General features: G+C 65.4%; 25 protein-coding genes and 2 tRNA genes. 17 read left to right on the forward strand and 10 right to left on the reverse strand.

The genetic code is table 11. The features are described 5' to 3' along the window. On the forward strand, positions 1-675 hold the full coding sequence (locus tag FM113_RS01400) for an MBL fold metallo-hydrolase (protein WP_087010712.1): 675 nt from the start codon (positions 1-3) through the stop codon (positions 673-675). A gap of 82 nt (positions 676-757) precedes the next feature. Continuing rightward, positions 758-1,996, forward strand: coding sequence for an MFS transporter (locus tag FM113_RS01405; RefSeq protein ID WP_087010786.1), 1,239 nt, complete (start codon positions 758-760; stop codon positions 1,994-1,996). Here FM113_RS01405 and FM113_RS01410 read toward each other — a convergent pair. Then, the gene (locus FM113_RS01410; protein WP_087010714.1) at positions 1,993-2,529 is read right to left on the reverse strand and encodes a flavin reductase family protein; all 537 of its coding nucleotides are present in this window, start codon (positions 2,527-2,529) and stop codon (positions 1,993-1,995) included. The genes FM113_RS01405 and FM113_RS01410 overlap by 4 nt on opposite strands. Before the next feature lie 141 nt (positions 2,530-2,670). On the opposite strand from FM113_RS01410, the gene FM113_RS01415 reads away from it, so the two are divergent. Further along, positions 2,671-3,156, forward strand: a complete 486-nt coding sequence (locus FM113_RS01415; RefSeq protein WP_087010716.1) for a glutathione peroxidase — start codon at positions 2,671-2,673, stop codon at positions 3,154-3,156. A 70-nt stretch (positions 3,157-3,226) separates the two neighbouring features. Next, positions 3,227-3,505, forward strand: coding sequence for a DUF4031 domain-containing protein (locus tag FM113_RS01420; RefSeq protein WP_087010718.1), 279 nt, complete (start codon positions 3,227-3,229; stop codon positions 3,503-3,505). Positions 3,506-3,559: 54 nt separating this feature from the next. Here the strand turns inward: FM113_RS01420 and FM113_RS01425 are convergent, their stop codons facing one another. Then, on the reverse strand, positions 3,560-4,471 hold the full coding sequence (locus FM113_RS01425) for an NAD-dependent epimerase/dehydratase family protein (RefSeq protein WP_140393260.1): 912 nt from the start codon (positions 4,469-4,471) through the stop codon (positions 3,560-3,562). A gap of 192 nt (positions 4,472-4,663) precedes the next feature. On the opposite strand from FM113_RS01425, the gene FM113_RS01430 reads away from it, so the two are divergent. Together FM113_RS01430 and FM113_RS01435 are read left to right on the forward strand one after the other, a co-directional pair. Continuing rightward, positions 4,664-5,275, forward strand: coding sequence for a TetR/AcrR family transcriptional regulator (locus tag FM113_RS01430; protein WP_087010722.1), 612 nt, complete (start codon positions 4,664-4,666; stop codon positions 5,273-5,275). Between the two features lie 190 nt (positions 5,276-5,465). After that, positions 5,466-5,810 (forward strand): hypothetical protein, encoded by a 345-nt coding sequence (locus tag FM113_RS01435; RefSeq protein ID WP_087010724.1) that lies wholly within the window; start codon positions 5,466-5,468, stop codon positions 5,808-5,810. Positions 5,811-5,878: 68 nt separating this feature from the next. Here FM113_RS01435 and FM113_RS01440 read toward each other — a convergent pair. Next, positions 5,879-5,951 (reverse strand) — tRNA-Val (locus FM113_RS01440). A gap of 50 nt (positions 5,952-6,001) precedes the next feature. Beyond that, positions 6,002-6,463, reverse strand: a complete 462-nt coding sequence (locus tag FM113_RS01445; protein ID WP_087010726.1) for a peroxiredoxin — start codon at positions 6,461-6,463, stop codon at positions 6,002-6,004. Positions 6,464-6,738: 275 nt separating this feature from the next. Here FM113_RS01445 and aceE point away from each other — a divergent pair, with 275 nt between their 5' ends. The 6 genes from aceE (at position 6,739) to FM113_RS01475 (ending at position 14,424) form a co-directional block, all read left to right on the forward strand. Then, positions 6,739-9,465, forward strand: a complete 2,727-nt coding sequence (gene aceE / locus FM113_RS01450) for a pyruvate dehydrogenase (acetyl-transferring), homodimeric type (protein ID WP_087010728.1) — start codon at positions 6,739-6,741, stop codon at positions 9,463-9,465. A gap of 28 nt (positions 9,466-9,493) precedes the next feature. Further along, positions 9,494-10,696 carry a CdaR family transcriptional regulator gene (locus tag FM113_RS01455; RefSeq protein WP_254908811.1) on the forward strand — a complete coding sequence of 401 codons (1,203 nt, stop codon included), beginning with the start codon at positions 9,494-9,496 and terminating at the stop codon, positions 10,694-10,696. Between the two features lie 111 nt (positions 10,697-10,807). Further along, complete coding sequence (locus FM113_RS01460; RefSeq protein WP_087010730.1) at positions 10,808-11,725, forward strand: ACP S-malonyltransferase; 918 nt, start codon at positions 10,808-10,810, stop codon at positions 11,723-11,725. Positions 11,726-11,742: 17 nt separating this feature from the next. Further along, the gene (locus FM113_RS01465; RefSeq protein ID WP_087010732.1) at positions 11,743-12,747 is read left to right on the forward strand and encodes a beta-ketoacyl-ACP synthase III; all 1,005 of its coding nucleotides are present in this window, start codon (positions 11,743-11,745) and stop codon (positions 12,745-12,747) included. Between the two features lie 79 nt (positions 12,748-12,826). Next, complete coding sequence (locus tag FM113_RS01470; RefSeq protein ID WP_087010735.1) at positions 12,827-13,075, forward strand: acyl carrier protein; 249 nt, start codon at positions 12,827-12,829, stop codon at positions 13,073-13,075. 107 nt (positions 13,076-13,182) lie between these two features. After that, the gene (locus tag FM113_RS01475) at positions 13,183-14,424 is read left to right on the forward strand and encodes a beta-ketoacyl synthase (protein WP_087010737.1); all 1,242 of its coding nucleotides are present in this window, start codon (positions 13,183-13,185) and stop codon (positions 14,422-14,424) included. Between the two features lie 95 nt (positions 14,425-14,519). On the opposite strand, the gene FM113_RS01480 is transcribed toward FM113_RS01475, so the two are convergent. From FM113_RS01480 to FM113_RS01490, 3 genes are all read right to left on the reverse strand, one after another. Further along, positions 14,520-15,008 carry a Dps family protein gene (locus FM113_RS01480; protein ID WP_087010739.1) on the reverse strand — a complete coding sequence of 163 codons (489 nt, stop codon included), beginning with the start codon at positions 15,006-15,008 and terminating at the stop codon, positions 14,520-14,522. A 202-nt stretch (positions 15,009-15,210) separates the two neighbouring features. Next, positions 15,211-15,939: a hydrogen peroxide-dependent heme synthase gene (hemQ, locus tag FM113_RS01485; RefSeq protein WP_087010741.1), complete on the reverse strand. Its 729-nt coding sequence runs from the start codon at positions 15,937-15,939 to the stop codon at positions 15,211-15,213. A gap of 73 nt (positions 15,940-16,012) precedes the next feature. Continuing rightward, positions 16,013-17,167 (reverse strand): ferrochelatase, encoded by a 1,155-nt coding sequence (locus FM113_RS01490; RefSeq protein ID WP_087010743.1) that lies wholly within the window; start codon positions 17,165-17,167, stop codon positions 16,013-16,015. 127 nt (positions 17,168-17,294) lie between these two features. Between FM113_RS01490 and FM113_RS01495 the strand changes: the two genes are divergently transcribed. The 4 genes from FM113_RS01495 (at position 17,295) to FM113_RS01510 (ending at position 21,060) form a co-directional block, all read left to right on the forward strand. Continuing rightward, entirely contained in the window at positions 17,295-18,302 is a 1,008-nt protein-coding gene (locus tag FM113_RS01495; protein ID WP_217895933.1) for an iron ABC transporter permease, read from the forward strand. Continuing rightward, positions 18,299-19,108, forward strand: coding sequence for an ABC transporter ATP-binding protein (locus FM113_RS01500; protein WP_087010746.1), 810 nt, complete (start codon positions 18,299-18,301; stop codon positions 19,106-19,108). The genes FM113_RS01495 and FM113_RS01500 overlap by 4 nt, the downstream gene beginning before the upstream one ends. 43 nt (positions 19,109-19,151) lie before the next feature. Continuing rightward, the gene (locus FM113_RS01505; RefSeq protein WP_176387033.1) at positions 19,152-20,135 is read left to right on the forward strand and encodes an ABC transporter substrate-binding protein; all 984 of its coding nucleotides are present in this window, start codon (positions 19,152-19,154) and stop codon (positions 20,133-20,135) included. 103 nt (positions 20,136-20,238) lie between these two features. After that, entirely contained in the window at positions 20,239-21,060 is an 822-nt protein-coding gene (locus FM113_RS01510) for a FadR/GntR family transcriptional regulator (protein ID WP_087010750.1), read from the forward strand. A 12-nt stretch (positions 21,061-21,072) separates the two neighbouring features. Here the strand turns inward: FM113_RS01510 and FM113_RS01515 are convergent, their stop codons facing one another. Further along, the gene (locus tag FM113_RS01515; RefSeq protein ID WP_087010753.1) at positions 21,073-21,867 is read right to left on the reverse strand and encodes a tyrosine-protein phosphatase; all 795 of its coding nucleotides are present in this window, start codon (positions 21,865-21,867) and stop codon (positions 21,073-21,075) included. A 102-nt stretch (positions 21,868-21,969) separates the two neighbouring features. On the opposite strand from FM113_RS01515, the gene FM113_RS01520 reads away from it, so the two are divergent. Beyond that, a tRNA-Ile gene (locus tag FM113_RS01520) sits at positions 21,970-22,043 on the forward strand. A gap of 143 nt (positions 22,044-22,186) precedes the next feature. Here FM113_RS01520 and FM113_RS01525 read toward each other — a convergent pair. Together FM113_RS01525 and FM113_RS01530 are read right to left on the reverse strand one after the other, a co-directional pair. Then, on the reverse strand, positions 22,187-23,476 hold the full coding sequence (locus tag FM113_RS01525; protein WP_176387034.1) for a VaFE repeat-containing surface-anchored protein: 1,290 nt from the start codon (positions 23,474-23,476) through the stop codon (positions 22,187-22,189). 394 nt (positions 23,477-23,870) lie between these two features. Continuing rightward, the coding region (locus FM113_RS01530) for a hypothetical protein (protein ID WP_217895934.1) at positions 23,871-24,677 on the reverse strand (807 nt) is incomplete at its 5' end.

A 24,677-nucleotide genomic window follows, 5' to 3' on the forward strand; every position in this document is an offset into this window, starting at 1 on the left:
ATGTCGCAGGACACGAACCCTCATCCTGACACCCAGATTCGCATCGAACGGGTGCTCACCGCAGGCACGATCGGTGCCGGCCGACCGGGGCTCCCCGCTGCGGGAGTCTTCCTGGAAAACAACGTGTGGCTCGTCGGCGATGATGCCCGGGTCCTGGTCATCGATGCCGCGCATGACGCCGCAGCCATCGCGGACGCCGTGGGCGATCGTGAGACGCTCGGGATCCTCCTGACCCACGGTCATGAAGACCACGTAAACGCCGCGTTGGATCTGGCGCAGCGACTCGACACCCACCTGTACCTCCACCCGGCCGATCTGTTCATCTGGGCAGACACCCACGGCGACGCGCTCCCCGATTTCGAGCTCGCCGACGGAGCCGTGTTTCAGGTTGGCGACGTCGAGCTTGTGACACGCCATACGCCGGGGCACACGCCCGGTTCAGTGTGTTTTGTCGCTCCCGCGCTCGGCACTGTGTTCTCGGGCGACACGCTGTTTCAGGGCGGTCCGGGGGCGACGCGTTGGGAGTATTCGAGCTTCCCTGAAATCATCGCATCCATCCAGCGCGAACTGTTTACGCTCCCCTCAGACATGAGCGTGCAACCCGGTCACGGGGCCGGCACCACCGTGGGGAACGAGCAGCCGGCTCTGGACGCCTGGGTGGCGCGGGGGCAGTAGCACTCAGGTAGTCTTGCCGGGTTGCATCGCCGCGCTCGCTGCCGCGGCTCGCGGGGTGCGCGCCCTCTCCGAAAGGCCGCTCATGCCCCCGCTTTCTCCGCTGCGCCGCACGCTTGCGTTATTCGCCCTGGCCCTCGGTGGGTTCGGGATCGGCGTGACCGAGTTCGCAACAATGGGACTGCTTCCCGACATCGCGCGGGATTTGATCCCCGGCTTCGACGCCGCACCCGAAGCGGGAATTGCGCACGCCGGTATCTTGATCACCGCGTATGCCCTGGGTGTAGTGGTGGGGGCGCCCACCTTTGCGGTGTTCGCGGCACGCGCATCGCAAAGCACGCTCACGTTCTGGCTCCTGGGCCTATTCATCGTGGGGACCGTAGCGTCGGCGTGCATGCCGAGCTTTGGCTCACTCGCGCTGTTCCGCTTCATCGCGGCACTGCCACACGGTGCCTACTTTGGCGTGGCGTCCTTGCTCGCGGCCCGAATCATGGGGCCTGGAAAGCAGGGGCAGGGGATTGCGCTCGCGCTCTCGGGTCTGACGATCGCCAACGTCATTGGGGTCCCGCTCGCGACCTGGCTGGGCCAATTCGCCGGCTGGCGTTGGGCGTACATCCTTGTCGCCGTGATCTTTTCGGCGACACTCATGCTCGGTCTGGCAGTGCTTCCGCGAGTACCCGGCAATCCGGATCGCCATCCGTCCCGTGAAATCGCGGCGTTGCGGAATCCGCGGATCTGGATCATGGTTGCCGTTGGGGCGATCGGCTTCGGAGGTTTCTTTGCGGTGTACTCGTACATCGCCGAGGTCACGACGCGCGTTGCAGGAATGCCCGCGGAATCGGTTCCGTGGGTGCTCGCCTGCCTCGGGGTCGGGATGACACTCGGGAATCTCCTGGGAGGCTGGGCCAGCGACCGGAATCCGCCCCTGGCCGTGATCGGCGGCTTTGTGGCGCTTGTCATCTCGTTGAGCGCCTACGCTGTTTTCGCCACCGGACCCGCCGCACTTATCGCACTGGCGTTCACAATTGGGATCACCTCCTCCGTCCTGGTGCCCTCGATCCAGGCGCGACTGATTCGGATCTCGGGTGACGCCGCGCTGCTCGGCGCCGCGCTGAATCACGCCGCGTTCAACGTGGGCAATAGCCTCGGTGCGTGGCTGGGCGGGCTCGTCATTGCGGCCGGGCTTGGTTATCTGGCCCCGGGGTGGGTCGGCGCGGGTCTCGCCGCGGGCGGTCTGGTCCTGGCGCTCATCAGCTTCGGGGTGGAGCGGCGCGACAAGGCCCGCAGCCTGGATACCGCGGGCCTCGCCGTCGTGTCCCGCTAGTTCGCGACCGCGTCGCCCAGCCCGCGGAACTTCCGGTCAATGTGCACCATGGGCTCGGCGTCCTCACCGAACACGGCACCGAGAATCTCGGCCACGACGATCACGGAGGATCCAACCTCGAGGGAGTGCAGGGTACGGCAGCGGAGCGCAACCCGAGTGTTCGGGAGGTAGGGTTCGCCCGTGGTAAGTTCGCGCCACCCCTGTTCTGGGATGAATCGCTCGGTTCCCGAAACCGCGAAGGTGGCTGCGATGCCCGCGTGCCGGGAGTCCAGCAGGTGAACCACATAGCTGTCGGCGTGCAGCAGGCCGCCCGCGCTTCCGGTCGCACGGGTGACCGAAAACGACAGCGCGGGCGGATCGATCCCCACCGAGGACACGCTGGACGCGGTGAGGCCCACCGGACCGTCAGGCGTCTGCGCGGTGATCAGCGATACACCCGCCGGGTGGTGCCGGAACGCCGCTTTGAGCGCGTCGGCACCGGACGTTCCTGCCGCATCGAATACGGCTGTTCCCGTCGCGTCAGTCTCGTTCACTCGTGCACTCCATCTCTGTTCGCGCCGTCCGCGCGCGGGCGGCGAGGGCTCATGCGGCTTCGGGCCACCTCAGCTGCAACGTGTGGGCTTCCGGGCGCATTCCCCGGTGACGCCACCTCCGATCCAGCGTACTCTGGGGGTATGCGTCTCACTGAAGTGCCCCTCACCACTATCGACGGCACCCGCACCTCCCTCGCCGAATATGGGGACCGGGCGATCCTGATCGTCAACGTCGCCTCGAAGTGCGGTATGACGCCGCAGTATGCGCAGCTTGAAGAGTTGCAGCAGCGATATGCCGATCGCGGGTTCACAGTGCTCGGCGTGCCCTGCAATCAGTTCATGGGACAAGAACCGGGAAGTTCGGAGGACATTCAGACGTTCTGCGCGGTGAACTACGGAGTGACGTTTCCCATGCTCGAGAAGACAAAGGTCAACGGGCGGCACTCCCATGCGCTCTACCGGATCCTGCGCGAGACCAACGACGCCGCCGGCCGGAGCGGGCGCGTGCGCTGGAACTTCGAAAAGTTTCTCGTGGCCCCCGGCGGCGAGATCTCCCGCTTCCGCTCCGCAGTCGAGCCTACCGACCCTGCGGTGATTGCAGCGATCGAAGCGGCGCTCCCCCGGTAGTGCTCGGCTGTTCGCTGCGCGCGGAGTCCGGAGGCGGTGGTTTTTCCGCGTCGGAGCGTATTATCGTGCGGTGACCATTCTGATCGATTCGCCGACTTGGCCCGCCCACGACCGACTGTGGGCACACCTTGTCAGTGACGCGTCGCTCACTGAGCTCCACGAGTTCGCCGCGGCCAACGGAATCCCCGCACGCGGCTTCGACCACGACCACTACGACGTCCCCGAGGAGCTCCACGCACGCCTGATCGTGGCCGGTGCCGTGTTCGTGACGGGGAACGAACTCGTCCGCAGACTGATCGCGTCCGGGCTGCGCGTCCGCGCCCGAGATCGTGCCCACGTTCCACGTTGAGTGGCGCGAGAGATACATCCCACCTCGCGCCGAGTCCCCTGCCGCACCCACCCTTTACCGCGAGCTCAGGTCCGGAACGGCGCCCAGCGGCACCAGATCAGCCATCGTGTGAACGGCCACGTCAGCGTGCCGCATGAGGGCGTCGGCCCCCAGCGCGGCAAGCACCCCGGTGGCGTGTGATTGCCCGCGTCCGCGCGCGCTGATCTGGGCCCCTGTGCGGCGGTTCACCCCGATGAGGCTCCACCTGTCGTCACCCCAGTGGGGTGCGCGGGCGAGCAACGGCGCGAGCTTCGGCACGCGCCCCACCCAGCCGAGCGCCCGAGTCGTGGCGCGATCCCCCACGGCAAGGTAGCTGCGAACTGTGATTGCCTGCGCCGGATCCGCAAGCACGTGGTCCGGGAAGTCTGCGCGCAAGTACCGCCGGATCCCTCGTTCCGCTGGCAACATGCGGTGTTCGCGGAAATTCAAGACGGGGTGGCCCTCCGGAGGCTGAAACACCGGCTGACCCGCGAGCCCGGCAGTCCAGGTGACCGCTGCTGGGCCGTGCTGTTCGCCGGTTCCCAGAATCACCGCAAGGTCGACCGAATCTCCTGGGACGGTCGGCAGCGCCGCGATCAGCATCGTACTCAGCCCGGGCACGAGCCCGGCACCGAGCAGGACGCGCTGGCTCGGTGCCGCCGCCGCACGCATCTCGGCGAGGGCACGACCTGTTGCGGACACGTCAAGATAGGCGGCGGGGGCCGCGGCTTGGATCAGGCGGACATCCTCGACACCCGAAGTATTGACGACGAGATCGTGATTCCCAGCGAGTCGATGCACAGCATCGAATCCGGAGGGCCTAGTCAGATCGATGGCCGCGCTGCGACTCCGCCGGCTCCCCCCGGTGACATCCCACCCCCGGGACCGGAGCTCTGCGCTGACAACCTGGCCCACGGCCCCGGTGGCCCCAACTACCAATGCTCTCATCGAGTGTTCCGTTCTGCGTTGACATGCCCCGGTACCAGCAGCCTGCGTTGAGGAATCGAACCCCGGGTGACGAGAATTCTGATCGGCAATACAACGGGTCTCATACAATCTCCAAACAAGTATTTGGATTAAGCGTACGACATGCTCGCGTCATTTCCAAACATACAGTTGGGAATGGGATACGCTGAACGCATGGCCTGGGATACTGCAGCGACACGACAGCGACTCCTCGATGCCGGGGCACGGCAATTCGCGGCCCACGGCCTCGCCGGCGCCCGCATGGACGCGATCGGGCGCGATGCCGGGGTCAACAAAGAACGCGTGTACCAGTACTTCGGCAACAAAGACGGGCTCTTCGCTGCGGTATTGGAGGACCGCCTCACGCTCCTCCTCCAGGCAGCCGGAACCGTGGGCAACGGTCCGCTCGGGGTCGGCGCGTACGCAGGGGCCCTCTGCGACCACTTCGCAGCGCAGCCTGACCTCGCCCGGCTGCTTGCCTGGGAAAGCCTCGAATCCTCCGACAGCCAGGAGCGCGAGGGCGGCACCGGGAACCACTCGCGCGCAGCCACCTGCGCCGCACAGTCTCACGCGATCTACTCGGCCCTTCCCGGAATTACCCGCGACGACGCCACCCAGCTCCTCCTCAGCATCGTGGCACTCTGCGCGAGTTGGTGGACACTCGCGAGGGTGGGGGCCATGATCGCCCCGGAACTCGGCACCGAGGCCCGCCGCAGCGCGCTTGTCACGCAGGTCACCGCGCTCGCAGCGGACGCGATCGCGCGCACGTCACCCCCGCAGGGTTGACAGCACGGAACCACACCGAGCGCCTTGCCGAGATCCGCAGCGCGCGTCGACACCGAACGTGCGCGAGGGCCCGGGACGCAGCGCGGACGTCATCCTGCGCAACATGGACGCACAAATCATCCACTGCAAGTACCTTCGGGAGCATTCAGTTCGCCACTCGAAAGGACCCACCGTGAGTTTCCATCCGCACATGCAAGGCGCAACACTCTCTGACATCACACCGGAGGCCTACGGGCGCATCTCCAAGCGCACTGCCCAGCTCACCGATGTCGACGTCACCCAGGTCACATTCCACGCGGGCGCGAAGTGGTCGGAGGATCTCCGCGAAGCAGCGCGGACCGAGCTCTGCGAACTCCCGCACGTCGCACTTGTCACCGCGGGCACACTCGGCGTCGTCATGCGGGACGGCGCCTATCAGGAGTTCTCGGCCGGCGACGCGATGCTGCTGCCGCCCGGCCACGATGCGTGGGCCGTCGGTGAAAGCGATTGCACCTTCGTCGAATTCTCCCGCGGAAATGAGTACTACGCACAGTAGCAAGCTCGGAGTACACTCCCCGCAGACACCACAGCCCCCACCGAGAGAATCGGTGGGGGCTGTTTCAGTGGGCCCGGCCGGGATCGAACCGACGACATCCACGGTGTAAACGTGGCGCTCTACCAGCTGAGCTACAGGCCCGTGCGAAGCGGACTTCCCCACTATAGGGGAAACCGCCCCGCGAACAGAAATTACGCGATCGCCGCGAGTGCCTCGCGGTAGGCGCCGAAGTCCCGAGCCTCGCCCGGAGCGGTCTCGAACGACGCGAGCACCCGGCGATCCTCACCGATCACGAGCGTTGCGCGCGTCGCGATACCGGCTTCCTCGACGAACACGCCGTACTCCTGGGCCACGGCACCGTGCGGCCAGAAGTCCGAGAGGATCGGGAACTCATAGCCCTCTGCGTCGGACCACGCCTTGAGTGCGTAGACGGAATCCACGGACACGCCGATAAGGCGCACCTTGCTGTCCTGGAACACCGCAAGATTGTCGCGGAGCTCGCAGAGCTCACCGGTGCAGATCCCGGAGAAGGCGAGGGGGAAGAAGACGAGCGCAACGGGCCCCTCGGCCACGAGTTCCGAGAGCGTGAGCTCCTCGCCATTCTGGTCAGACAGGGTGAAATCGGGCGCCTGTGCGCCAACTTCGAGCACCATAGTGTGCTCCTTTCTCGGTGCAGCGCACCGGGTGAAGACTCAGAGCTTCCCACACTATCTTCCGGGGGCACCGCGCCGCATCTCCCCTGATTGCGCCGAATGAATCCGAATAAAATGCAGGTGCATGAGAAATTCGACGTATATTCCGCGGAGAATCTTGAAAATTCGGTAGTGTGGGGGGACACCCGCGAACCAGCGGGCGCCTCTCGTGCTGCGCGCAGACGCACCAAGCCGCATCGGCTCGCACGCACGCAACTGGTGAATGGAGCACTACTTTGGCTGTGAACACACAGGATCCGTACGCACCCGACAGCGACGACATGGATCCCCAGGAGACCGCCGAGTGGCGCGAATCCCTCGACGCGGTCGTCGAGGAACGCGGTGCCGGGCGCGGGCGCGAGATCATGACCAGCATGCTGGCGCGCTCACGTCAGCTCCACCTGAACGTGCCGCAGGTCCCGACAACGGACTACGTGAACACGATCGCGTCTGAGGACGAGCCCGAGTTCCCCGGCAACGAGGAGCTCGAACGACGCTATCGCTCGTGGATCCGCTGGAACGCGGCGATGACTGTGCATCGAGCACAGGCCCCCGGCATCGGCGTGGGCGGCCACATCTCGACGTATGCGTCGGCAGCTTCGCTGTACGAGGTCGGTTTCAACCACTTCTTCCGCGGCCAGGACCACCCGGGCGGCGGCGACCAGATCTTCGTCCAGGGACACGCCTCCCCCGGAATGTACTCGCGTGCGTTCCTTGAGGGCCGCCTGACCGCGGATCAGCTCGACGGCTTCCGCCAGGAGAAGAGCCACGCGGGCGGCGGGCTCCCCAGCTACCCGCACCCGCGCCTCGCGCCGGATTTCTGGCAGTTCCCGACAGTGTCCATGGGCCTCGGCCCGATCAACGCGATCTACCAGGCTCAGGTCAACAAGTATCTGACAAACCGCGGCATCAAGGACGCGTCCGATCAGCACGTCTGGGCATTCCTGGGTGACGGCGAGATGGACGAGGTTGAGAGCCGCGGCCAGCTGCAGGTCGCCGCGAACGAGGGCCTCGACAACCTCACGTTCGTGATCAACGCGAACCTGCAGCGCCTCGACGGCCCGGTGCGCGGCAACGGCAAGATCATCCAGGAGCTCGAGAGCTACTTCCGCGGAGCGGGCTGGAACGTCATCAAGGTGATCTGGGGCCGCGAGTGGGACGATCTGCTCGATCGCGACTCAGACGGCGCGCTGCTCAACCTGATGAACACGACGCCCGACGGTGACTTCCAGACCTACAAGGCAGAAAACGGCGGCTTCGTTCGCGACCACTTCTTCGGTCGCGACGAGCGCGCACTCCGCCTTGTCGAGAATTACTCCGACGAGCAGGTCTGGGGCCTGCGCCGCGGCGGTCACGACTACCGCAAGGTGTACGCCGCGTACAAGGCCGCGATGGAGCACAAGGGCCGTCCGACCGTCATCATCGCGAAGACGATCAAGGGCTACGGCCTCGGCCCGCACTTCGAGGGGCGCAACGCGACGCACCAGATGAAGAAGATGACGCTGGAAGATCTCAAGATGTTCCGCGACACCATGCACATCCCGATCACGGATGCACAGCTCGAAGCCGATCCGTACCGTCCCCCGTACTACCACCCGGGTGCACAGGACGAGGCGATCGAGTACATCCACGAGCGCCGCAGGACCCTCGGCGGGTACCTCCCGGAGCGACAGAGCACCCACGTCGACCTCGCGGTCCCTGAGGCGAAGTCGTACGCGATCGCGGCAAAGGGATCCGGCACTCAGGAAGCGGCCACCACGATGGTGTTCGTGCGGCTTCTGAAGGATCTGATGCGTGACGGCGAGTTCGGCAAGCGCATCGTCCCGATCATCCCCGACGAGGCGCGGACGTTCGGCATGGACTCGTTCTTCCCCACAAAGAAGATCTACAACCCGCACGGCCAGAATTACGTGTCTGTTGACCGCGATCTGCTGCTCGCCTACAAGGAGAGCCCCGAGGGCGTCCTGCTGCACGTCGGCATCAACGAGGCTGGCGCGTCTGCGGCCTTCACCGCGGTCGGAACGTCCTACTCGACCCACGGCGAGCCGCTCATCCCCGTCTACATCTTCTACTCGATGTTCGGGTTCCAGCGCACGGGTGACGCGCTCTGGGCCGCAGGCGACCAGATGGCACGCGGCTTCCTCATCGGTGCGACCGCGGGCCGCACCACGCTGACCGGCGAGGGCTTGCAGCACGCTGATGGACACTCGCTCGCGCTCGCGTCCACGAACCCCGCCGTGGTGTCCTACGATCCCGCATACGGCTACGAGATCGGGCACATCATGCGCGCCGGTATCGAGCGCATGTACGGGGGCACCCACCCGGACCCCAACGTGATCTACTACCTCACGGTGTACAACGAGCCGCTGGTGCACCCCGCCGAGCCCGAGGGCACGGACATCGAGGGCATCGTGCGCGGGCTCCACCGCGTGCAGTCGGCGACCGAGGGGACGCACCGAGCGCAGATCCTTGCGTCGGGCGTGGCGGTCCCCTGGGCCCGCGAAGCCGCAGACCTGCTCGCGCAGGACTGGGGTGTGGCGGCCGACGTCTGGAGCGTCACCAGCTGGAACGAGTTGCAGCGCGACGGTGCTGCCGCAGAGCGTGAGGCCATGCAGGATCTCACCGCCGCGCCGCGCACCCCGTACCTCACCGAGAAGCTGGCTCAGGCTGAGGGTCCGATCGTAGCCGTCAGCGACTGGTCAACTCAGGTACCCGAGCAGATCCGCCCGTACGTGCCCGGCGACTACTCCGTGCTCGGTGCCGACGGCTTCGGCTTCTCCGATACCCGAGCTGCCGCGCGTCGGTACTTCGGCATCGACCGCGAGTCGGTTGTCGTGAAGGTCCTGCAGCGCCTCGCTGCGCAGGGTAAGATCGCTGCGGACATCCCAGCGCGTGCTGCAGCGCAGTACCGCTTGAACGATGTCAACGCCGGCACCACGGGTGGCGCTGGCGGCGACGCGTAATTCAGAGATTGGCGTGGGGGGCTTCCCGGTGAACGATCGGACCAAAGAGCAGGAGCTCGCGTGGCTTCGTACGATTACGGGAGAGCTCTCCACGCTGACCCTGACCCGGCTCGACGACACGCTGCCGTGGTACGGCAGCATGCCGCCGAGCCGGCGATCCGCGGTCGGGCTTGTGGCTCAGACCGGGATCGCCTCCTTCATCCAGTGGTATGAGGATCCCACTTCCACCCCCTGGATCGCCTCGGACGTGTTCGGCGCTGCGCCGCGCGAGCTGTTGCGCTCGATCAGCCTGCAGGAGACGCTGCAGCTGATCCGTGTCGTAGTGACCGTGGTCGAGGAGCGGGTGGCTCCCCGGAGCGAAGCGCTCCGCGAGGCAATCATGCACTACTCGCGCGATGTCGCCTTCGCTGCCGCTGACGTGTACGCCCGAGCCGCCGAGGCTCGCGGTTTGTGGGATGCGCGGCTCGAAGCCCTCGTCGTGGATTCGATCTTGACCGGCGAAAGCGACGACGAGCTTCCCAGCCGCATCGCGGCGCTCGGGTGGCACGGCGACGGCGAGGCTGCGGTGCTCGTCGGTTCGGCCGAACGCACCGTGGATGTTGACCAGCTGCGCCGCTCCGCGCGACACGCCGGGGCCGATGTCCTCATCGGGCTGCAAGGCACCAGGCTCGTTCTCGTACTGGGCCGGGTGGATCCCGCGCAGCGCGACACCGTTGACGGGAGCGAGCACACCCCGTTGACGTTCCTCGAAATTGCGCAGCGTCTGGAGGATGGGTTCTCTGACGGCCCGCTGGTCCTCGGCCCGACCGTCGAGAACCTCATCGACGCCTCCCGGAGCGCCCGCGCTGCGCTCGCAGGGGTGGCGGTTGCGCGGTCGTGGCGGAAGGCCCCTCGCCCCGTCCTCGCCGACGATTTGCTCCCCGAGCGCGCGCTCGCCGGCGACGGCCTCGCTCGACGCACGCTGATCGAGCACATTTACGAACCGCTCGCGGCCCACTCGGGCGAACTGCTCGAGACGCTCTGGTGCTATCTCGACAACGGGCGTTCCCTGGAGGCGACGGCCCGGGAGCTTTTTGTGCACCCCAACACCGTGCGCTACCGCTTGAAGAAGGTCTCGGAGGTGATCGGGTGGAACGCGACGGGTGCTCGCGAAGCCCTGATCCTGCAGTCCGCGCTCATCGCCGGGTCGATTGCGCAGAGCGGCCGGAAGGCCTCCAGCGGCCACAAGTAACCATCAGGCGCGCCGGGTTTCAACAAAAATGGCGCACATCTACAACGATATTTCTCATTTATGGTGGGGAATATGCAGGTCCAGGCAGCGTGATCTGAGAAACTGGAACACGTGATTGTCATCGCCTGCCCTGGACAGGGCTCTCAGACCCCGGGATTCCTCGCCGAATGGCTCGAACTTCCCGGGGCCCCAGAATTCTTGGCCGAGGCCTCAGAACGCTCAGAGGTTGACCTCGTCACCCACGGCACCGTGAGTGACGCCGACACGATTCGGGACACCTCGGTCGCGCAGCCGCTCATTGTTGCAGCGAGCATTCTCGCCTGGCGCGCACTTGCCGAGCGGGCAGACCTCACCGGAGTGGGTGTCGCGGGCCACTCGGTTGGTGAGTTCGCCGCAGCCGCGGCCGCGGGAGTCCTCTCTGCGGGCGATGCACTGCATTTGGTGGGCGTTCGCGGCCGGGCCATGGCAGAGTCCGCCGCGCGTGTGGCGACCGGAATGGCCGCCGTGGTGGGCGGAGTCGAAGCAGATGTACTGGATCGAATCACATCCCACGGGCTGACTCCCGCAAACCGCAACGGGGGCGGCCAGATCGTCGCCGCGGGCGCGCTTGACGCACTCGCCGCGCTTGCCGAGGACGCTCCGCGTGGTGCCCGCGTGATTCAGCTGCAGGTTGCCGGCGCGTTCCACACGGACTACATGGCGGACGCAATCCCCGCACTGCGCACAGCCGCAAACGATGTCACACCGGCAGATCCGACACTCCCCTTGTGGACCAACGCGGACGGCTCACTCGTGTCGAGCGGATCGACCTTCGTCGAATTGCTCGTCTCCCAGATCGCCCAACCGGTACGGTGGGACGCGTGTATGGCAAGCTTCCAGAACGCAGGCATCACCGGGCTCATCGAGCTCACGCCCGCGGGTGCGCTGAGCGGGATCGCGAAGCGGGCGCTCAAGGGAATCCCGAGCGTTGCCATTAAGTCCCCCGCCGATCTCGACGCAGCAGTCGCACTTCTCGCTGACGCCGCCTGAACGAAAGATTCTCGAATATGTCGCCTCTTGTGCAGCCCACTGGCCCCGAGCACTCTCGCATTCTCGCCATCGGTGCGGCCCGCGGGAACGTGGACGTCCCGAATGATGACCTGGTGGGACCGATCGACTCCTCCGACGAGTGGATCCGTCAGCGCACAGGCATTGTCCAGCGCCGCCGCGCGAGCGCCGATGTCGAAGCGGTAGACCTGGCAGTCGCCGCAGCCGAAGAGGCAATCGAGCGCTCCGGACTCGAGCGGTCGCAGATCGACGGTGTGATCATCTCGACGATCTCAAATGTTGCGGTCACCCCGTCGATGGCGTCCCTGGCGGCCCACAGGCTTGGACTCACGCCCGCGGCAGCATTCGATATCTCAGCGGCCTGCGCCGGGTACGTCTATGGCGTGGCCCAGGCCGACGCGCTCGTGCGCTCCGGTGTCTGCACCAACGTGCTTGTCATCGGCGCGGAGAAGCTGTCGGATCTCGTCGATCCGACAGATCGCAGCATTTCGTTCCTGCTCGCAGACGGCGCCGGTGCCGTCATCGTGGGACCCAGTGACCACGCGGGCATCGGACCGACTGTGTGGGGCTCGGATGGCGAGAAGTGGGATGCGATCCGCATGACGTCCACGTTCGAGGAGTACCGCATGAACCCGGGCGAGGTCGCGTGGCCGACGCTGCGCCAGGACGGACAAACCGTATTCCGGTGGGCCGTGTGGGAGATGGCAAAGGTTGCGCGTGAGACCCTCGAGCAGTCAGGTATCGAGCCCGGCGACCTCGCCGCGTTCATCCCACATCAGGCAAACATGCGCATCGTCGACGAGTTCGCAAAACAACTCAAGCTGCCTGAGCACGTGATTGTTGCGCGCGACATCGAGATGCAGGGCAATACCTCGGCGGCCTCGATTCCGCTCGCGATGCACGCACTGCGCGAAAGCCACCCGGAACTGTCCGGAGGCCTCGCCCTCACCATCGGCTTTGGCGCCGGTTTGGTCTACGGCGCGCAGGTCGTCGAGATCCCCTAGCGTGGGCCGCGCGCCATCCAAACACGGCACGCGCACCCCGATACACTTCATCAGCCAGCCCAATCTAAGGAGAAACACAATGGCATACACCAACGAAGAGGTCCTCGCAGGCCTTGCAGAGCTCATCAACGACGAGACCGGGATCGCGGCTGACGTCGTTGCAGCGGACAAGTCGTTCACCGATGATCTCGACATCGATTCCATCTCGATGATGACGATCGTCGTCAACGCAGAAGAGAAGTTCGACGTGAAGATCCCCGACGAAGAGGTCAAGAACCTCAAGACTGTGGGCGACGCAGTCGACTTCATCGTGAAGGCTCAGGCCTAAGCGTTCCGGCTGCAGGGAGGCGGGCACTGACCCGCCTCCCGCCCGGGCTTCACGCCCACCCCATCTGCCCAGTCCTTGATTCTGAATCACCACCGGAGCACCTCACCATGACGAAGAAAATTGTCGTTACCGGCATCGGCGCCACTTCCCCGATCGGCGGCACCGCCGCCGAGAGCTGGGACGCCCTGCTCGCCGGCGCTTCTGGCACCAAAACCCTCGAACACGACTGGGTAGCGCAGTACGATCTTCCCGTGCAGTTCGCCGCCGAGGCGAAGGTTCGCCCGGAAGAGGTGCTTGAGCGCCCGGTTGCGAAGCGCCTCGATCCCTCCAGCCAGTTTGCGTTGATCGCCGCAAAAGAGGCCTTTGCCGACGCCGGCAGCCCCGAAATTGACCCCGAGCGCCTCGGCGTAGACTGGGCCACCGGAATCGGTGGGCTCTGGTCGCTCCTGAACGCGTGGGACGTGCTCCGTGAGAAGGGACCGCGCCGCGTCATGCCGCTGACGGTTCCGATGCTGATGCCTAACGCCCCCGCCGCCGCGGTCTCCATGCACTTCACTGCCCGTGCCTACGCGCGCACAGTTGCTTCCGCGTGCGCGTCAAGCACCGAGTCCATCGCCGCAGCCTATGAGCATCTGCAGTCGGGGTACGCCGACGTGGTGATCGCGGGCGGATCCGAGTCCGCGATCCACCCCATTACGCTCGCGTCGTTCTCCTCGATGCAAGCGCTGTCCAAGCGCAACGACTCCCCAGAGACCGCCTCGCGGCCCTACAGCATCGACCGTGATGGCTTTGTCATGGGTGAGGGAGCTGGCGCGCTGGTTCTGGAAACCGAGGAGCACGCGCTCGCGCGCGGTGCAAAGATCTACGCTGAGATCGCGGGCGGCGGCGTGACCGCCGATTCGTACCACATCACAGCAAACGACCCCGAGGGCCGGGGCGCGAGCCGGGCGGTTGAGATGGCGCTGACGCAGGCCGGGGCTACCCCCGCGGACGTCACACACATCAACGCGCACGCCACGTCCACGCCGGTGGGCGACATCGCCGAATACGCAGCCCTGCGAAACGTCTTCGGGGACCGGATCAACTCGATCCCAGTGTCTGCGACGAAGGGGGCCACCGGCCACCTGCTCGGCGGGACCGGCGCGCTCGAGGCGATCTTCACGATTCTCGCGGTCCAGAACCGTGTCGCTCCGCCGACAATCAACTTGTCCGAGCAGGATCCCGAGATCCCACTCCAGGTCGCCGGCGCAGCGCAGGATCTGGGGGCTGGTCCGCAGCTCGCGATCTCGAACTCGTTCGGATTTGGCGGACATAACGCCGTCGTTGCGATCCGGTCGTACGAGGCGTAGTTCGAGCAGTACACCCCTGTACACGGCGAAGGCCCCCTCCGAGGAGGGGGCCTTCGCCGTGTCACCGTCCCGCAGAACATCGCGCGGGTGGGCAACTACTCCGCGATGTGGGATGCGAGGAACCAGCGGTCTTTGTCAAGCTGCTGCGCGAGCGCAATCACGATGTCCTGGCTCACCGGGTCAACCGAGTCAAGACCATCGACAGCGGCATATACGGTGACGATCGCCGCATCGAGCTGTGCGACCATCTCGCGGATGGTGACGTTCGACTGCTGGAAACCGTCGCTCAGGACGGGGGTCGTGGTCCGGTCGGCAACGGTCGCGATGCGCGCGTCAACGGGGAGGCCGAGTGCCACAATTCGCTCAGCGACCTCATCCGAAGCGTCCTGTGCGTGAGCCACGACCTCGTCGAGGAATTCATGCACGCCCACGAAGTTCGTGCCGCGGACATGCCAGTGGGCCTGCTTCGCGTTCACCGCGAGGGCCACGAGATCGTGCACAACAGGCGTCAGGTACTGCGCGACGCCGCTCGGACGGGCAAGGTCGCCCTGGGCTGCGGGAATAGTGATCTGCTTGGTAGCCATAAATGGTTCCCCTCTCTCGTTCGTGTGAACTTGTACCCTCAACGGTACGCTCTTTTTTTTCGTGCGCAAGCAAGGGAAGGCTGCACTTACACCGACAAATTACCTGGTCGGCGCGCAAAATACCGAAAAAGGTACAGGTGCACAGAAAACGCCCAGGCGAGACCGCGGCCCCGCCTGAGCGTTCGATACTGAATTTCTGCGCTTAGCCAAGCAGTCGTGCGAGGAGCGGCTCCGGGTCGACCCGCGGGCCGGTGAAGAACGGGGTCTCCTCGCGCACATGGCGCCGCGCTTCGGTGGCCCGCAGCTCGCGCATGAGGTCCACAATGCGGAGCAAATCAGCGGCTTCGAATGCGAGCAACCATTCGTAGTCGCCGAGAGCGAACGACGCGACAGTGTTCGCCAAGACATCGCCATAGTCCTTTGCGGCCGCGCCATGCTCGCGCAGCATGTCCCGCCGCTCAGCATCGGGAAGCAAGTACCAGTCCGTGCTGCGCACAAACGGGTAGACACAGAGGAAGTCGCCCGGGGCATCTCCCGCGAGGAAGGCGGGCACGTGGCCGCGGTTGAATTCGGCGGCGCGGTGGACACCGATGTTTGACCACACAGGCTCGAGGCGGCCCGCAGTCCATTCAAGGAGCACCCGATAGGCGCGCTGCAGCGCTGCAGTGTCGGGAGCATGCCACCACAGCATCAGATCGGCGTCGGCTCGGAACCCGGAAACGTCGTACCAGCCGCGCGTGGTGAGTCCCGGAATGGCTTCGAGCTCGGCGAGCAGGCCCTGCGCGATGCTGCGCCAGGCCGGCGACACTCCCACCTCTGCGGTGCGTCGCGTCTCACGGAAGACCGCAAACATTGTGAAGTTAGTGTCGGCGTTGATGCGCTCGGCAACGGCGCTGTGGTCAACAACAGGCGCGCTGGGGGTGGTGGTCATAGTGTGCTCCTTGAGTCTGTGGTCAGTTCGCAAGCGTGTGTGTGGTCGTGCGGGGGCGCGTCCGGCCTCGGCTTCAGTCGGCGGGACCTGCCAGGACCGGAATCCCGGTGACCTCACCGTGTCGCATCCGGCAGCTCCCGGCCGGCGCCTCGTCCGGGAACGCACCGAGTGTTCCGGCGACAACCGGCGGCGTCGCGTCGCCGCGCTCACGGGCCGCACGTTCCAGGATCATGTCCACGAGGCCGCCGACAAACTCGGGGCGCACGCCGACAGTACCGGCGCGGGCCGCGGCGATGCCGTGTTCGGTTGCGGTCTCCATCGCCTCAACGTCGAGATCGAACGCGACCTCCATGTGGTCGGAGATGAATCCGATCGGCGCGATCACGATCTTCGTGACGCCAGCCGACGCGAGCTCCTCGATGTGGTCGTTGACGTCCGGCTCTAACCACGGGGTCGCGGGGTTTCCCGAGCGCGAGCAGTAGGCCAGTGACGACGCGACCGGTGCCCCCAGCCGCTCACCGAGCGCGGCATCAATCACGTTCCGAACGTCTTCGTGCTGCTCCCGGTATCCGGGGCCCGTCACGGCGGAGGCATCCTGCATCGTATCCGGAATCGAGTGGGTCACGTAGACAATGTGCGCACCGGCGATGCCACCCTCGAGCGTTGCACCCGCCTCCTCAATCGCGGCGAGGTTTGCCGCAACAAAGCCGGGATCATTGAAAAACGGGCGCAGGATATCGATCTGCGGTGCCTCAGCGCCGAGTTCCGCTACCGTCGCTGCGAGATGCTCCCGATACTGGCGACTCCCCGAATACGATGCGTACGCGCTTGTCACGAGGGTCAGCACGCGCTCCGTACCAAAAGCGCGCGCGTCGCGAAGCGTGTCGACTGTGTACGGGTGCCAGTTGCGGTTGCCCCAGACCACGGGCAACGACACGCCGCGTGCGGCGAGTTCCGACCGGAGCGCCTCGACAAGCTCAAGATTCTGCTCGTTGATCGGGCTGCGACCGCCGAAGTGGTGGTAATGCTCCCCGACCTCGGCGAGCCGCTCCTCGGGGATCCCCTTGCCGCGCGTCACGTTGCGCAGGAAGGGAATGACGTCCTCCGTTCCGTTCGGGCCGCCAAAAGAACAGACAAGCAGGGCGTCGTAGGGCAGCACCTCGGAGGTGCCAGAGGAGCGGGAGGGGACGGGAGCGTTCGAGACAACGGGCAGAGCGTTTTCGGTCATACCCTGCACCGTATCACCAGGTTTCCTGTAGATCAGATGTATAAGATCGGATGTGTCACATCTGCTTTGGCAAGCCGCCGGAAATTCGGTGCAACGCCACGTTCCTCCCGCTCGACAAGGATTTCTGGTGCCCCGTTCCCGCATGTGGTTCACCGCCGCGCTCTCCGCCGCGCTACTCATTGTGGCGGCTGTCGTGTCGCTGATGGTTGGCATTGTGTCGCTCCCCGTTGGAGATACTTTGGCCGCCCTGATACGCGCCGATGCGGTCCCCCAGCGCACATCCGCCGTGGTCTGGTCGATCCGCCTCCCCCGCGTGCTCGTCGCGATGCTCGTCGGTGCCGCCCTCGCGACCGTAGGGACAGTGATGCAGGCGATCCTGCGCAACCCGCTTGCCGAGCCCGGGATCACCGGCGTCTCGGCGGGTGCCGCCGTTGGTGCCGTCGCGAGTATCACGCTGGGGTTCACTGGCTCGGCTCGTTGGGGCATCCCGATCGCCGCGTTCATCGGGGCCGCGCTCGTGACGCTCATTCTCCAGCTCGTGCTCCAGACCCGCCGGGACCTCGGCTCCGCCACGGTGATCCTGATCGGCGTATCACTCAGTGCTCTCGCTGGCGCCATCATCAACGTCCTCATCGCGAATGCGAGCGACGACGCGCTTGTACGGAGCGCAATGTTCTGGCTGGCGGGAGATCTCGAGTTGCGCGATTGGCAACACGTCCTCATGGCGGTGCTCCCGATCGTGCTGGGCATCGCCTGGCTCGTGAGCCGGTTCCGGCAGCTCGACGCGCTCGCCCTCGGTGATCAGATCGCTGCGACGTCCGGGGTACACGTCCACCGCGAACGATTTACCCTGCTCCTCGTCGCATCTCTCGTTACTGGGGCCGCCGTCGCGGTGAGCGGGATCATTAGCTTCGTTGGCCTGGTGGTCCCTCACGCCATGCGGCTCCTCATCGGCGCCTCGCACGCACGGCTCTTGCCACTCTCAGCGCTTGGCGGTGCGCTCTTCATGGTGATCGCCGACACGATTGCCCGCACCGCGTTCGGACCCGTCGTTGTCCAGACCGGAGTCGTTGCCGCACTGATCGGCGCGCCGGTATTCCTGATCTTGCTCTTACGGAAGCGGTCCCAGCTATGACCACGGGCACCTCCCCCCAGCTCTCCCCCGTGGCCGCACGCCTCGCCGGGCTCCCGCTCTCATTCGCTGACTTCGCTGCGGTGCGCTCCGGACGCGCACTCAGCGAGCCGCTCTCCCTCGAGGTTCCCGCCGGTTCGGTCGTTGGCTTGCTCGGCCCCAATGGTGCCGGAAAGTCGTCTCTGCTCGCAGCGATCGCACAGGCCGGAGTCGCTTCCCGTGGCCGCTGCGCGCACGGCGGACTGGATCTCGGTGCACTCCGGCCGCGCGAGCGGGCACAGCACCTCGCGCTCCTCCCCCAGGACCTCGCGGCCCCCGCCGAGTTCCTCGTACACGAGCTCGTCGCCGTGGGCGCACGCGCTGCGGCCCACCCGGATCCGGCAACCGCAGTGGCCACCGCTCTCGAGCGCGCCGGTATCGCAGATCTCGCGCAACGCCGTTTCGGGACGCTCTCGGGCGGGCAGCGACAGCTCAGCCATCTCGCCCGCGTCCTTGCGCAGGACACCCCCATCGTGTTGCTCGACGAGCCCACCTCGGCACTCGATCTCGCCCATCAACGCGCCGTCGAGCACACGATCCGCCGCCTCGCCGCCGAGGGGCGCACGGTTGTCACCGCCCTGCACGATCTCAGCTTGGCGCTCAACGTCTGCTCGACGGTCCTCCTCTTGGATCGCGATGGTGCCGCGCTCTCCGGACCGCCACAGCTGGTGCTGCACCCGGATCATCTCCACAGGGTCTACGGGGTCCGAACCGAGACCCATCGCACCCCGAGCGGGCGCGCCGTCATCGTACCCACAGAACTCGACTAGCACGCGAGCCGCGCTCACAGCTCGCATCACCGAAAGGACAATCGTGTCTGCACGCTTTCTCCCCGCCGCACTGCTCATCACGGCCGCCGCGCTCGGGCTCACGGCCTGCGCCGGACCTGCTGCCCCCGCTCCCGCGGCGAGCACTGCCGCTCCGAGCGTCACCGCCGCAGAATTTCCCCGGACAATCGAAGTTCCGGCAGCGCGTGGCGGTGAAGCCACCACGCTCACGCTCGAATCGGCACCCACCCGCATCGCCGCCCTCGACTACGAAAGCGCCGAGGTCCTCGCAGAGCTCGGACTTGCCAAGCAGCTCGTGCTCGTCCCTGAGGCTGTGACCAACCCGACCCTTGGCGGGCACGTCGAGGAAATGGCGCAGGTCGCGACCACGTTCCCGGTAGCGATGGCGCTCGAGGCCGAGACCGTTATTTCGCTCGATCCCGAACTCGTGGTGATGAGCCCCCGGCACGGTGCTGAGGACACTATTGGCAGCGTTCTCATGCAGTCCGGGATCCCGACGCTCCAGTTGCCTGATTCATGGACCGACCTCGCCCACCTCAGCTCGAACATTGCACTGATTGGTCAGAGCACGGCCACCGAGGAGGCCGCCGAGACTCTTGTGTCCACACTGGAACGCGGTCTGGAGCCGACGACGACGCCGAACAAGTCTCGCGTGCTGGTGCTCAGCAACCAGGCCGGACGCGCATTTGTGACAGCCGGGAACGCGTTCCCGCTGCGGTTGCTGGAACTCGCGGGCGCGCAGGATGTGAGTGCCGAGCTCGGAATCGTCACCACGGGCCCCATCTCCGCCGAGCAACTTGTGCAGGCCGACCCCGACGGGATCCTCTTGATCGACATGAATGGCAGTGGTGAGCGCATGTTCGCTGAGCTGCTCGAAAACCCAGCGGTGGCCGCACTCCCCGGTGCGCAGCGGACACTCCTACTTCCCGGGAAGGATGTGCAGGCCATGGGCCTCACGAACACAATTTCGGGGCTGGAGCAGCTCGAAGCGTGGCTTGCGGAGAAATAATCCGCGCTCCAATTCTGCGACGAGCGGCGGTCGCCCAGCGGGGGCGATCCGGCGCTCGATATAGTTGAGCCACGTATTCGGTTTCTCCTCAGGAGCGTCGTCGATGGTCACCACAACTCACGGTTCGCAGAAGGCTCGCGCCACGCTCGATTTCCTGCGGGACAAGATCTCCCGCAGCGAATGGGCCGTTGGCGACCTCATTCCCAAGGAACCCGAGCTTATGGAGCTCATCGGTGTCGGCAAATCCACGGTGCGTGAGGCGGTGCGCTCACTGGCAGCGTTCGGCATGCTTGAAACCGTGCCCGGCGTCGGCACCTTTGTGCGCGCCCGGACGCCCGTCAGCACGCTCCTCACCGAGTTCTTGGCGGATCACGACCTCGAAGAAGTCCTCGTGTACCGTCGATCACTCGAGATCGAAGCCGCGCAGCACGCCGCGGTGCAGCGCACCCCGGAACAGCTGGAGCAACTGCGCGCCGCAGTAGAGCGGGCCAAGAGCGCCACGCCCGAGCAGGTCGAATCCTGCGACCGGAGCACCACCCCCGGGTCCTTCCACCTCCTCGTCGTCGAGGCCAGCGGCAGCAAGCTGCTGCTCGATCTCTACCTCGGGGTCATGTCGGTGTTGCAGCGCGCCGCCGCCGAGGGGCGCGTCATCCTGGGGACCACAATCGACACCATGCACCTCGATCATGGTGCGATCTTGGAGGCGATCGAGGAACGTGACGTGCGCTCAGCTGCGCACTCGATGGCACTCCACGTTGACCGCGATCTGGGCCTGCGCACCGATATGCTCGACTTCGCCGAGCAGACCGAGCGCGCAGCCTCCCTCATCGGTGCCGGCTACGACCCGGGCGAAGTGCCCGCAGCCGCGTCAGAGGCGCAGTCAGAAGACACCCCGCTCGCGGGGTCCGCGCCCGCTGCGCGCTAGACTTCCAGACCGCTACGCCACAAGCCGGGCTCGCACTGCGTCAAGGACCCCCTCGTCAAGACCGAGGGCCGTCGTGAAGTACCCCTGCATCGAGCCGTAGGTCGACGTGGCTTCTGCGTAGGCGGCTTCGAGGTAGCTCTCCTCAACCCCCATCACCGGAAGCACCAGCGCCGGATCAATGCCCGCTGCCTCGAGCTGATTCAGGAGGGGTCGCATCGCGGGCAGGAAATCGTCGTTGGTCTGCAGGTAGTCGGCGTGGATTGTGGCCTCGTCCGCCCCCAACATCGTCAGGAGCGCCGCTGCCGCCCAACCGGTGCGGTCCTTCCCCGCCGTGCAATGAAACAGGAGCGCGCCCTCCCGCGAAGGATCTGCGATGTCGCGGAAGAACCTCGCGTATGCGGCGCGCGCGGAGGGCAGCGAGACGATCTCACGGTACGAGCCCCGCAGCATCGTCGCTCCGTGACCGTCGCCGAGCGCCGCGGCAAGACGCGGTGGGTCAGCGAGCAGTTCGGCAATGTTCCCGGCCGCGGCGGCCGGGCTGTCGCTCAAGACATCCAGCAGCTCGGTTGTCGCCCCGGAGGGCACCCGATCCGGCGCGCTCGCGGCCTCGCTCCCGGTCCGGAAGTCGAGGATCGTCTGAATCCCCCGCTCTGCCATCAGCTCTGCGTCATCAGGCGAGAGCTCGGCAAGCGCACCCGAGCGGAATACTCGATTCGATGCGATCACACCTCCGGCCACGGGAAGACCCCCGAGATCGCGCATATTCAATACGGAAGTGATGGGAACACGCCGGTTCAACATCGTCATCGAAGCTCCTGAGGTAGCGGGTAGGGCACTCACTGTGCCGCGAACTTGCCCCGCGCACACGAGACCCCGGACACATCCCCTAGGATAAAGGGGTTGTCTTGCGGGGCGGTAGCTCAGTTGGTTAGAGCACTGGACTCATAATCCATCGGTCACGGGTTCAAGTCCCGTCCGCCCTACTCTTCCCTCACTGTACTCAGTTGCGTGCCTACCACGCATCACTCGTTTGGGACCACCAGCCTCGCCGCTTCGGTGCGGGCCGGACAGGCATGAAAAATCCCAGGACCACGCCATAAGGGACGTGGTCCTGGGATCGATCAGACTAGCTGAGCTTTCGTGCTCGGTGCAGGAGCACGAGAGCGCCCCCGACAAGCACGAGGCCAGCGAGCGTCGCCGCAACCGGCAGATCCGCCGATCCCGTCTGTGCAAGCGTGGCGGGCGAGGCCGAGGGCACCGCATGCTTCGGGGCCTGGGCCACGAGGATTGTCTGCGCGGGATCATCAATATCCGTGTGCTCAGCAATCACCTCACCCGAGCCCGCGGACCCCACAAACACCCGCTCAAACGCGACAAGTGTCTGGCCCGCATACCCTTGCGGCACCACAAACTCAACGTCAACGGAACCGTTCGCAGCTTCCGGCGTAAACGTCACAGCCCCCCGCAACCCAGTCTCGCTGCCGTCCGACTTCCGCATCAGCTCTCCCACAACTGTGACCTCCGTGCCCGGCACCAGATTCTCGTACGCGACGGTATCAATCGCCGTCCCACCGTTCCAAGCCAACACCCGATCCTGATCCGCGGCATCAACAAGCGAGGTACCGAGCTTCGGGGCCACGCCTTCGGCAGCAGCCCATTCAACCGTCGCCTGTGCATCGGTGGTCGCCGTACTCGGGGCAACCAAGATGATTGACTGCGCGTGATTCTCCTGCGTGGGCGTCCCGCCATGAGCGTTCGGAACTGAGACAATGTGACCTGTTGCGCCAGATCCAGCGGCCGAAACACGAAGCGTCGCGCTCCCTGCGAGCTTCGTCGCCCGGAGGTCAATAAAGAGCTCCGCCCCCGCTGATACAGCGTTCAGATCAACAGGGTTTCCCATAGCGTCCGTGACCGTGAATCCCGGATCTACTGAGACAGCAACGGCTTCCTGGTTCGTATTCACAACAAACGGGCCAACAAGAGAGCCGGGTGTCGCGCGACCTGTTGGCGCAGTCACACTCGCGGTGACTGCGAGGTCGCTTGGCGTAATGCCGGCGTGAGCATTGGCGCCCTCTACGAGATGCCAATACGCTGCTTCAGAGTTCGCGTTCTCCCAGTTCCAAGACGCATCAAAATCGAGATCCGTGTATCTCCAAATCGCGTATTGGGTGGCCTCGATCGCGTCATTGCGTGAGATCTCCGGAATGCCAATCGCCGAGGCAAAGCCGTCTAGATCAACTGCGGGGTACCCGTGGGTCAGCACCCAGAGCACCTTTCCCTGGATCGCAGGATCTGCGAAGTAGTTGGTACCCAGATAACTCGAGAGATCTCCGACATTCCCAGAAACTCGAGTCCGCGCTGACACCTGGTTTTCGAGGCAGTAGGCCCACGCTTCCGGCTCTCCGGGGTTCTCCAAGTCTGTCGGAGTTTCCGACCATATTGGGAAAACTGCGGTACCGCCGTACCCCTGCTTGCTCCCGACATACACTGTGTCGCCCACCGCAATAGTCGCCAGAGCCGGCGATTGCGCGATGGGAAGCATCAGCGCGAGAAGTGCCGCGGCACCCGCGAGAATCCAGCGACCCCCCGCTCGATGTGTGTGTTGTTTCGAGTGTCTCATTGCCGCCCTGTCGTTCGTTGATCAATGTCGAGTGAGTCGATGCACACACCACTCCGAACAGGGAAGATGCGTACGCAGTTCGATAAGAAAATAGCAAGGTGCCACGAACTCGGGAAGCACTCGGAGGAAATGACCCACGATCAGGGGTCAGGCTGCTTGCCGACCGCATTGCCACGCACGAGATTGCCCCTCACAGGCGACGATGCACCGACCCCGGGAATAGAAACTGAGCTGTATGTATCTCTGGGGAGACGTAGTGACCGCTGCGGGAGGGCTGAGGCCGCAATGCAGTCCCACCGGATACACGAATCAGCGTCAATTGCAGCCCTTCACGCACCGGAAAAAGTGACGCAGTTACGCGATCGGTTTCGGCGGCGGACTCAACGATCGTGGTAATCTCGGCCGCAATCAGCATCGCGGTGCCTGCATCCGCCGCGTCCTGATCCCCCAGTCGTAGCGTCAGATCTACCCCCTGATCGTGCGCACGCCGCAGGGCCGGAAATACCCTTGGCCCCAAATGCACAAGTTCTGGACCAACCTGAATTACCTGCCGCAGGTAGAGCTCCTCGGAGCCGCAGGCACGTCGGGTAGCGGAAAGGTGAACAGGCCGTGTTCCCGCGACGATTTCACGCAGCAGTCCAATCGCAGGATCAAGTCCCACCTCAATCCAACGCAGATAGCTGCGCTGCGCTCCGCGTGCGGCCCGGGCGTCAAGGTCTGCCCAGAACACCTGCTGAGTGGCAGCGGCACTTGCGACACAGAGTTGTCCCACCGCTGACTGAAACTGCGCCCAGACCAACCCAAAACCCAGACCAACCCCACCAGCCACAGCCACAATTGCCATCGCGTCGATACTCGAAGGCAACCCAAAACCCAGGATCGAGAGTGCCACCGCAGCCCAGATCAGTGCCGCCAGCACCGCGGCACGACGCCGTTGCATGGTGAACCGTCCCGGGTTCTCTGCCGCTTCTATGCGGGGAGAATCTCTCGGGTGAGG

This window comes from Leucobacter sp. 7(1) (assembly GCF_900163635.1).
Classification (GTDB): Bacteria; Actinomycetota; Actinomycetes; order Actinomycetales; family Microbacteriaceae; genus Leucobacter.

Coding starts and splice junctions, on each gene's coding strand:
- FM113_RS01400 (WP_087010712.1), top strand. CDS start 1: ATGTCGCAGGACACGAACCCTCATCCTGACACCCAGATTCGCATCGAA.
- FM113_RS01405 (WP_087010786.1), top strand. CDS start 758: ATGCCCCCGCTTTCTCCGCTGCGCCGCACGCTTGCGTTATTCGCCCTG.
- FM113_RS01415 (WP_087010716.1), top strand. CDS start 2,671: ATGCGTCTCACTGAAGTGCCCCTCACCACTATCGACGGCACCCGCACC.
- FM113_RS01425 (WP_140393260.1), bottom strand. CDS start 4,471: ATGAGAGCATTGGTAGTTGGGGCCACCGGGGCCGTGGGCCAGGTTGTC.
- FM113_RS01430 (WP_087010722.1), top strand. CDS start 4,664: ATGGCCTGGGATACTGCAGCGACACGACAGCGACTCCTCGATGCCGGG.
- FM113_RS01435 (WP_087010724.1), top strand. CDS start 5,466: ATGCAAGGCGCAACACTCTCTGACATCACACCGGAGGCCTACGGGCGC.
- FM113_RS01445 (WP_087010726.1), bottom strand. CDS start 6,463: ATGGTGCTCGAAGTTGGCGCACAGGCGCCCGATTTCACCCTGTCTGAC.
- FM113_RS01465 (WP_087010732.1), top strand. CDS start 11,743: ATGTCGCCTCTTGTGCAGCCCACTGGCCCCGAGCACTCTCGCATTCTC.
- FM113_RS01470 (WP_087010735.1), top strand. CDS start 12,827: ATGGCATACACCAACGAAGAGGTCCTCGCAGGCCTTGCAGAGCTCATC.
- FM113_RS01475 (WP_087010737.1), top strand. CDS start 13,183: ATGACGAAGAAAATTGTCGTTACCGGCATCGGCGCCACTTCCCCGATC.
- FM113_RS01480 (WP_087010739.1), bottom strand. CDS start 15,008: ATGGCTACCAAGCAGATCACTATTCCCGCAGCCCAGGGCGACCTTGCC.
- hemQ (WP_087010741.1), bottom strand. CDS start 15,939: ATGACCACCACCCCCAGCGCGCCTGTTGTTGACCACAGCGCCGTTGCC.
- FM113_RS01490 (WP_087010743.1), bottom strand. CDS start 17,167: ATGACCGAAAACGCTCTGCCCGTTGTCTCGAACGCTCCCGTCCCCTCC.
- FM113_RS01500 (WP_087010746.1), top strand. CDS start 18,299: ATGACCACGGGCACCTCCCCCCAGCTCTCCCCCGTGGCCGCACGCCTC.
- FM113_RS01510 (WP_087010750.1), top strand. CDS start 20,239: ATGGTCACCACAACTCACGGTTCGCAGAAGGCTCGCGCCACGCTCGAT.
- FM113_RS01515 (WP_087010753.1), bottom strand. CDS start 21,867: ATGACGATGTTGAACCGGCGTGTTCCCATCACTTCCGTATTGAATATG.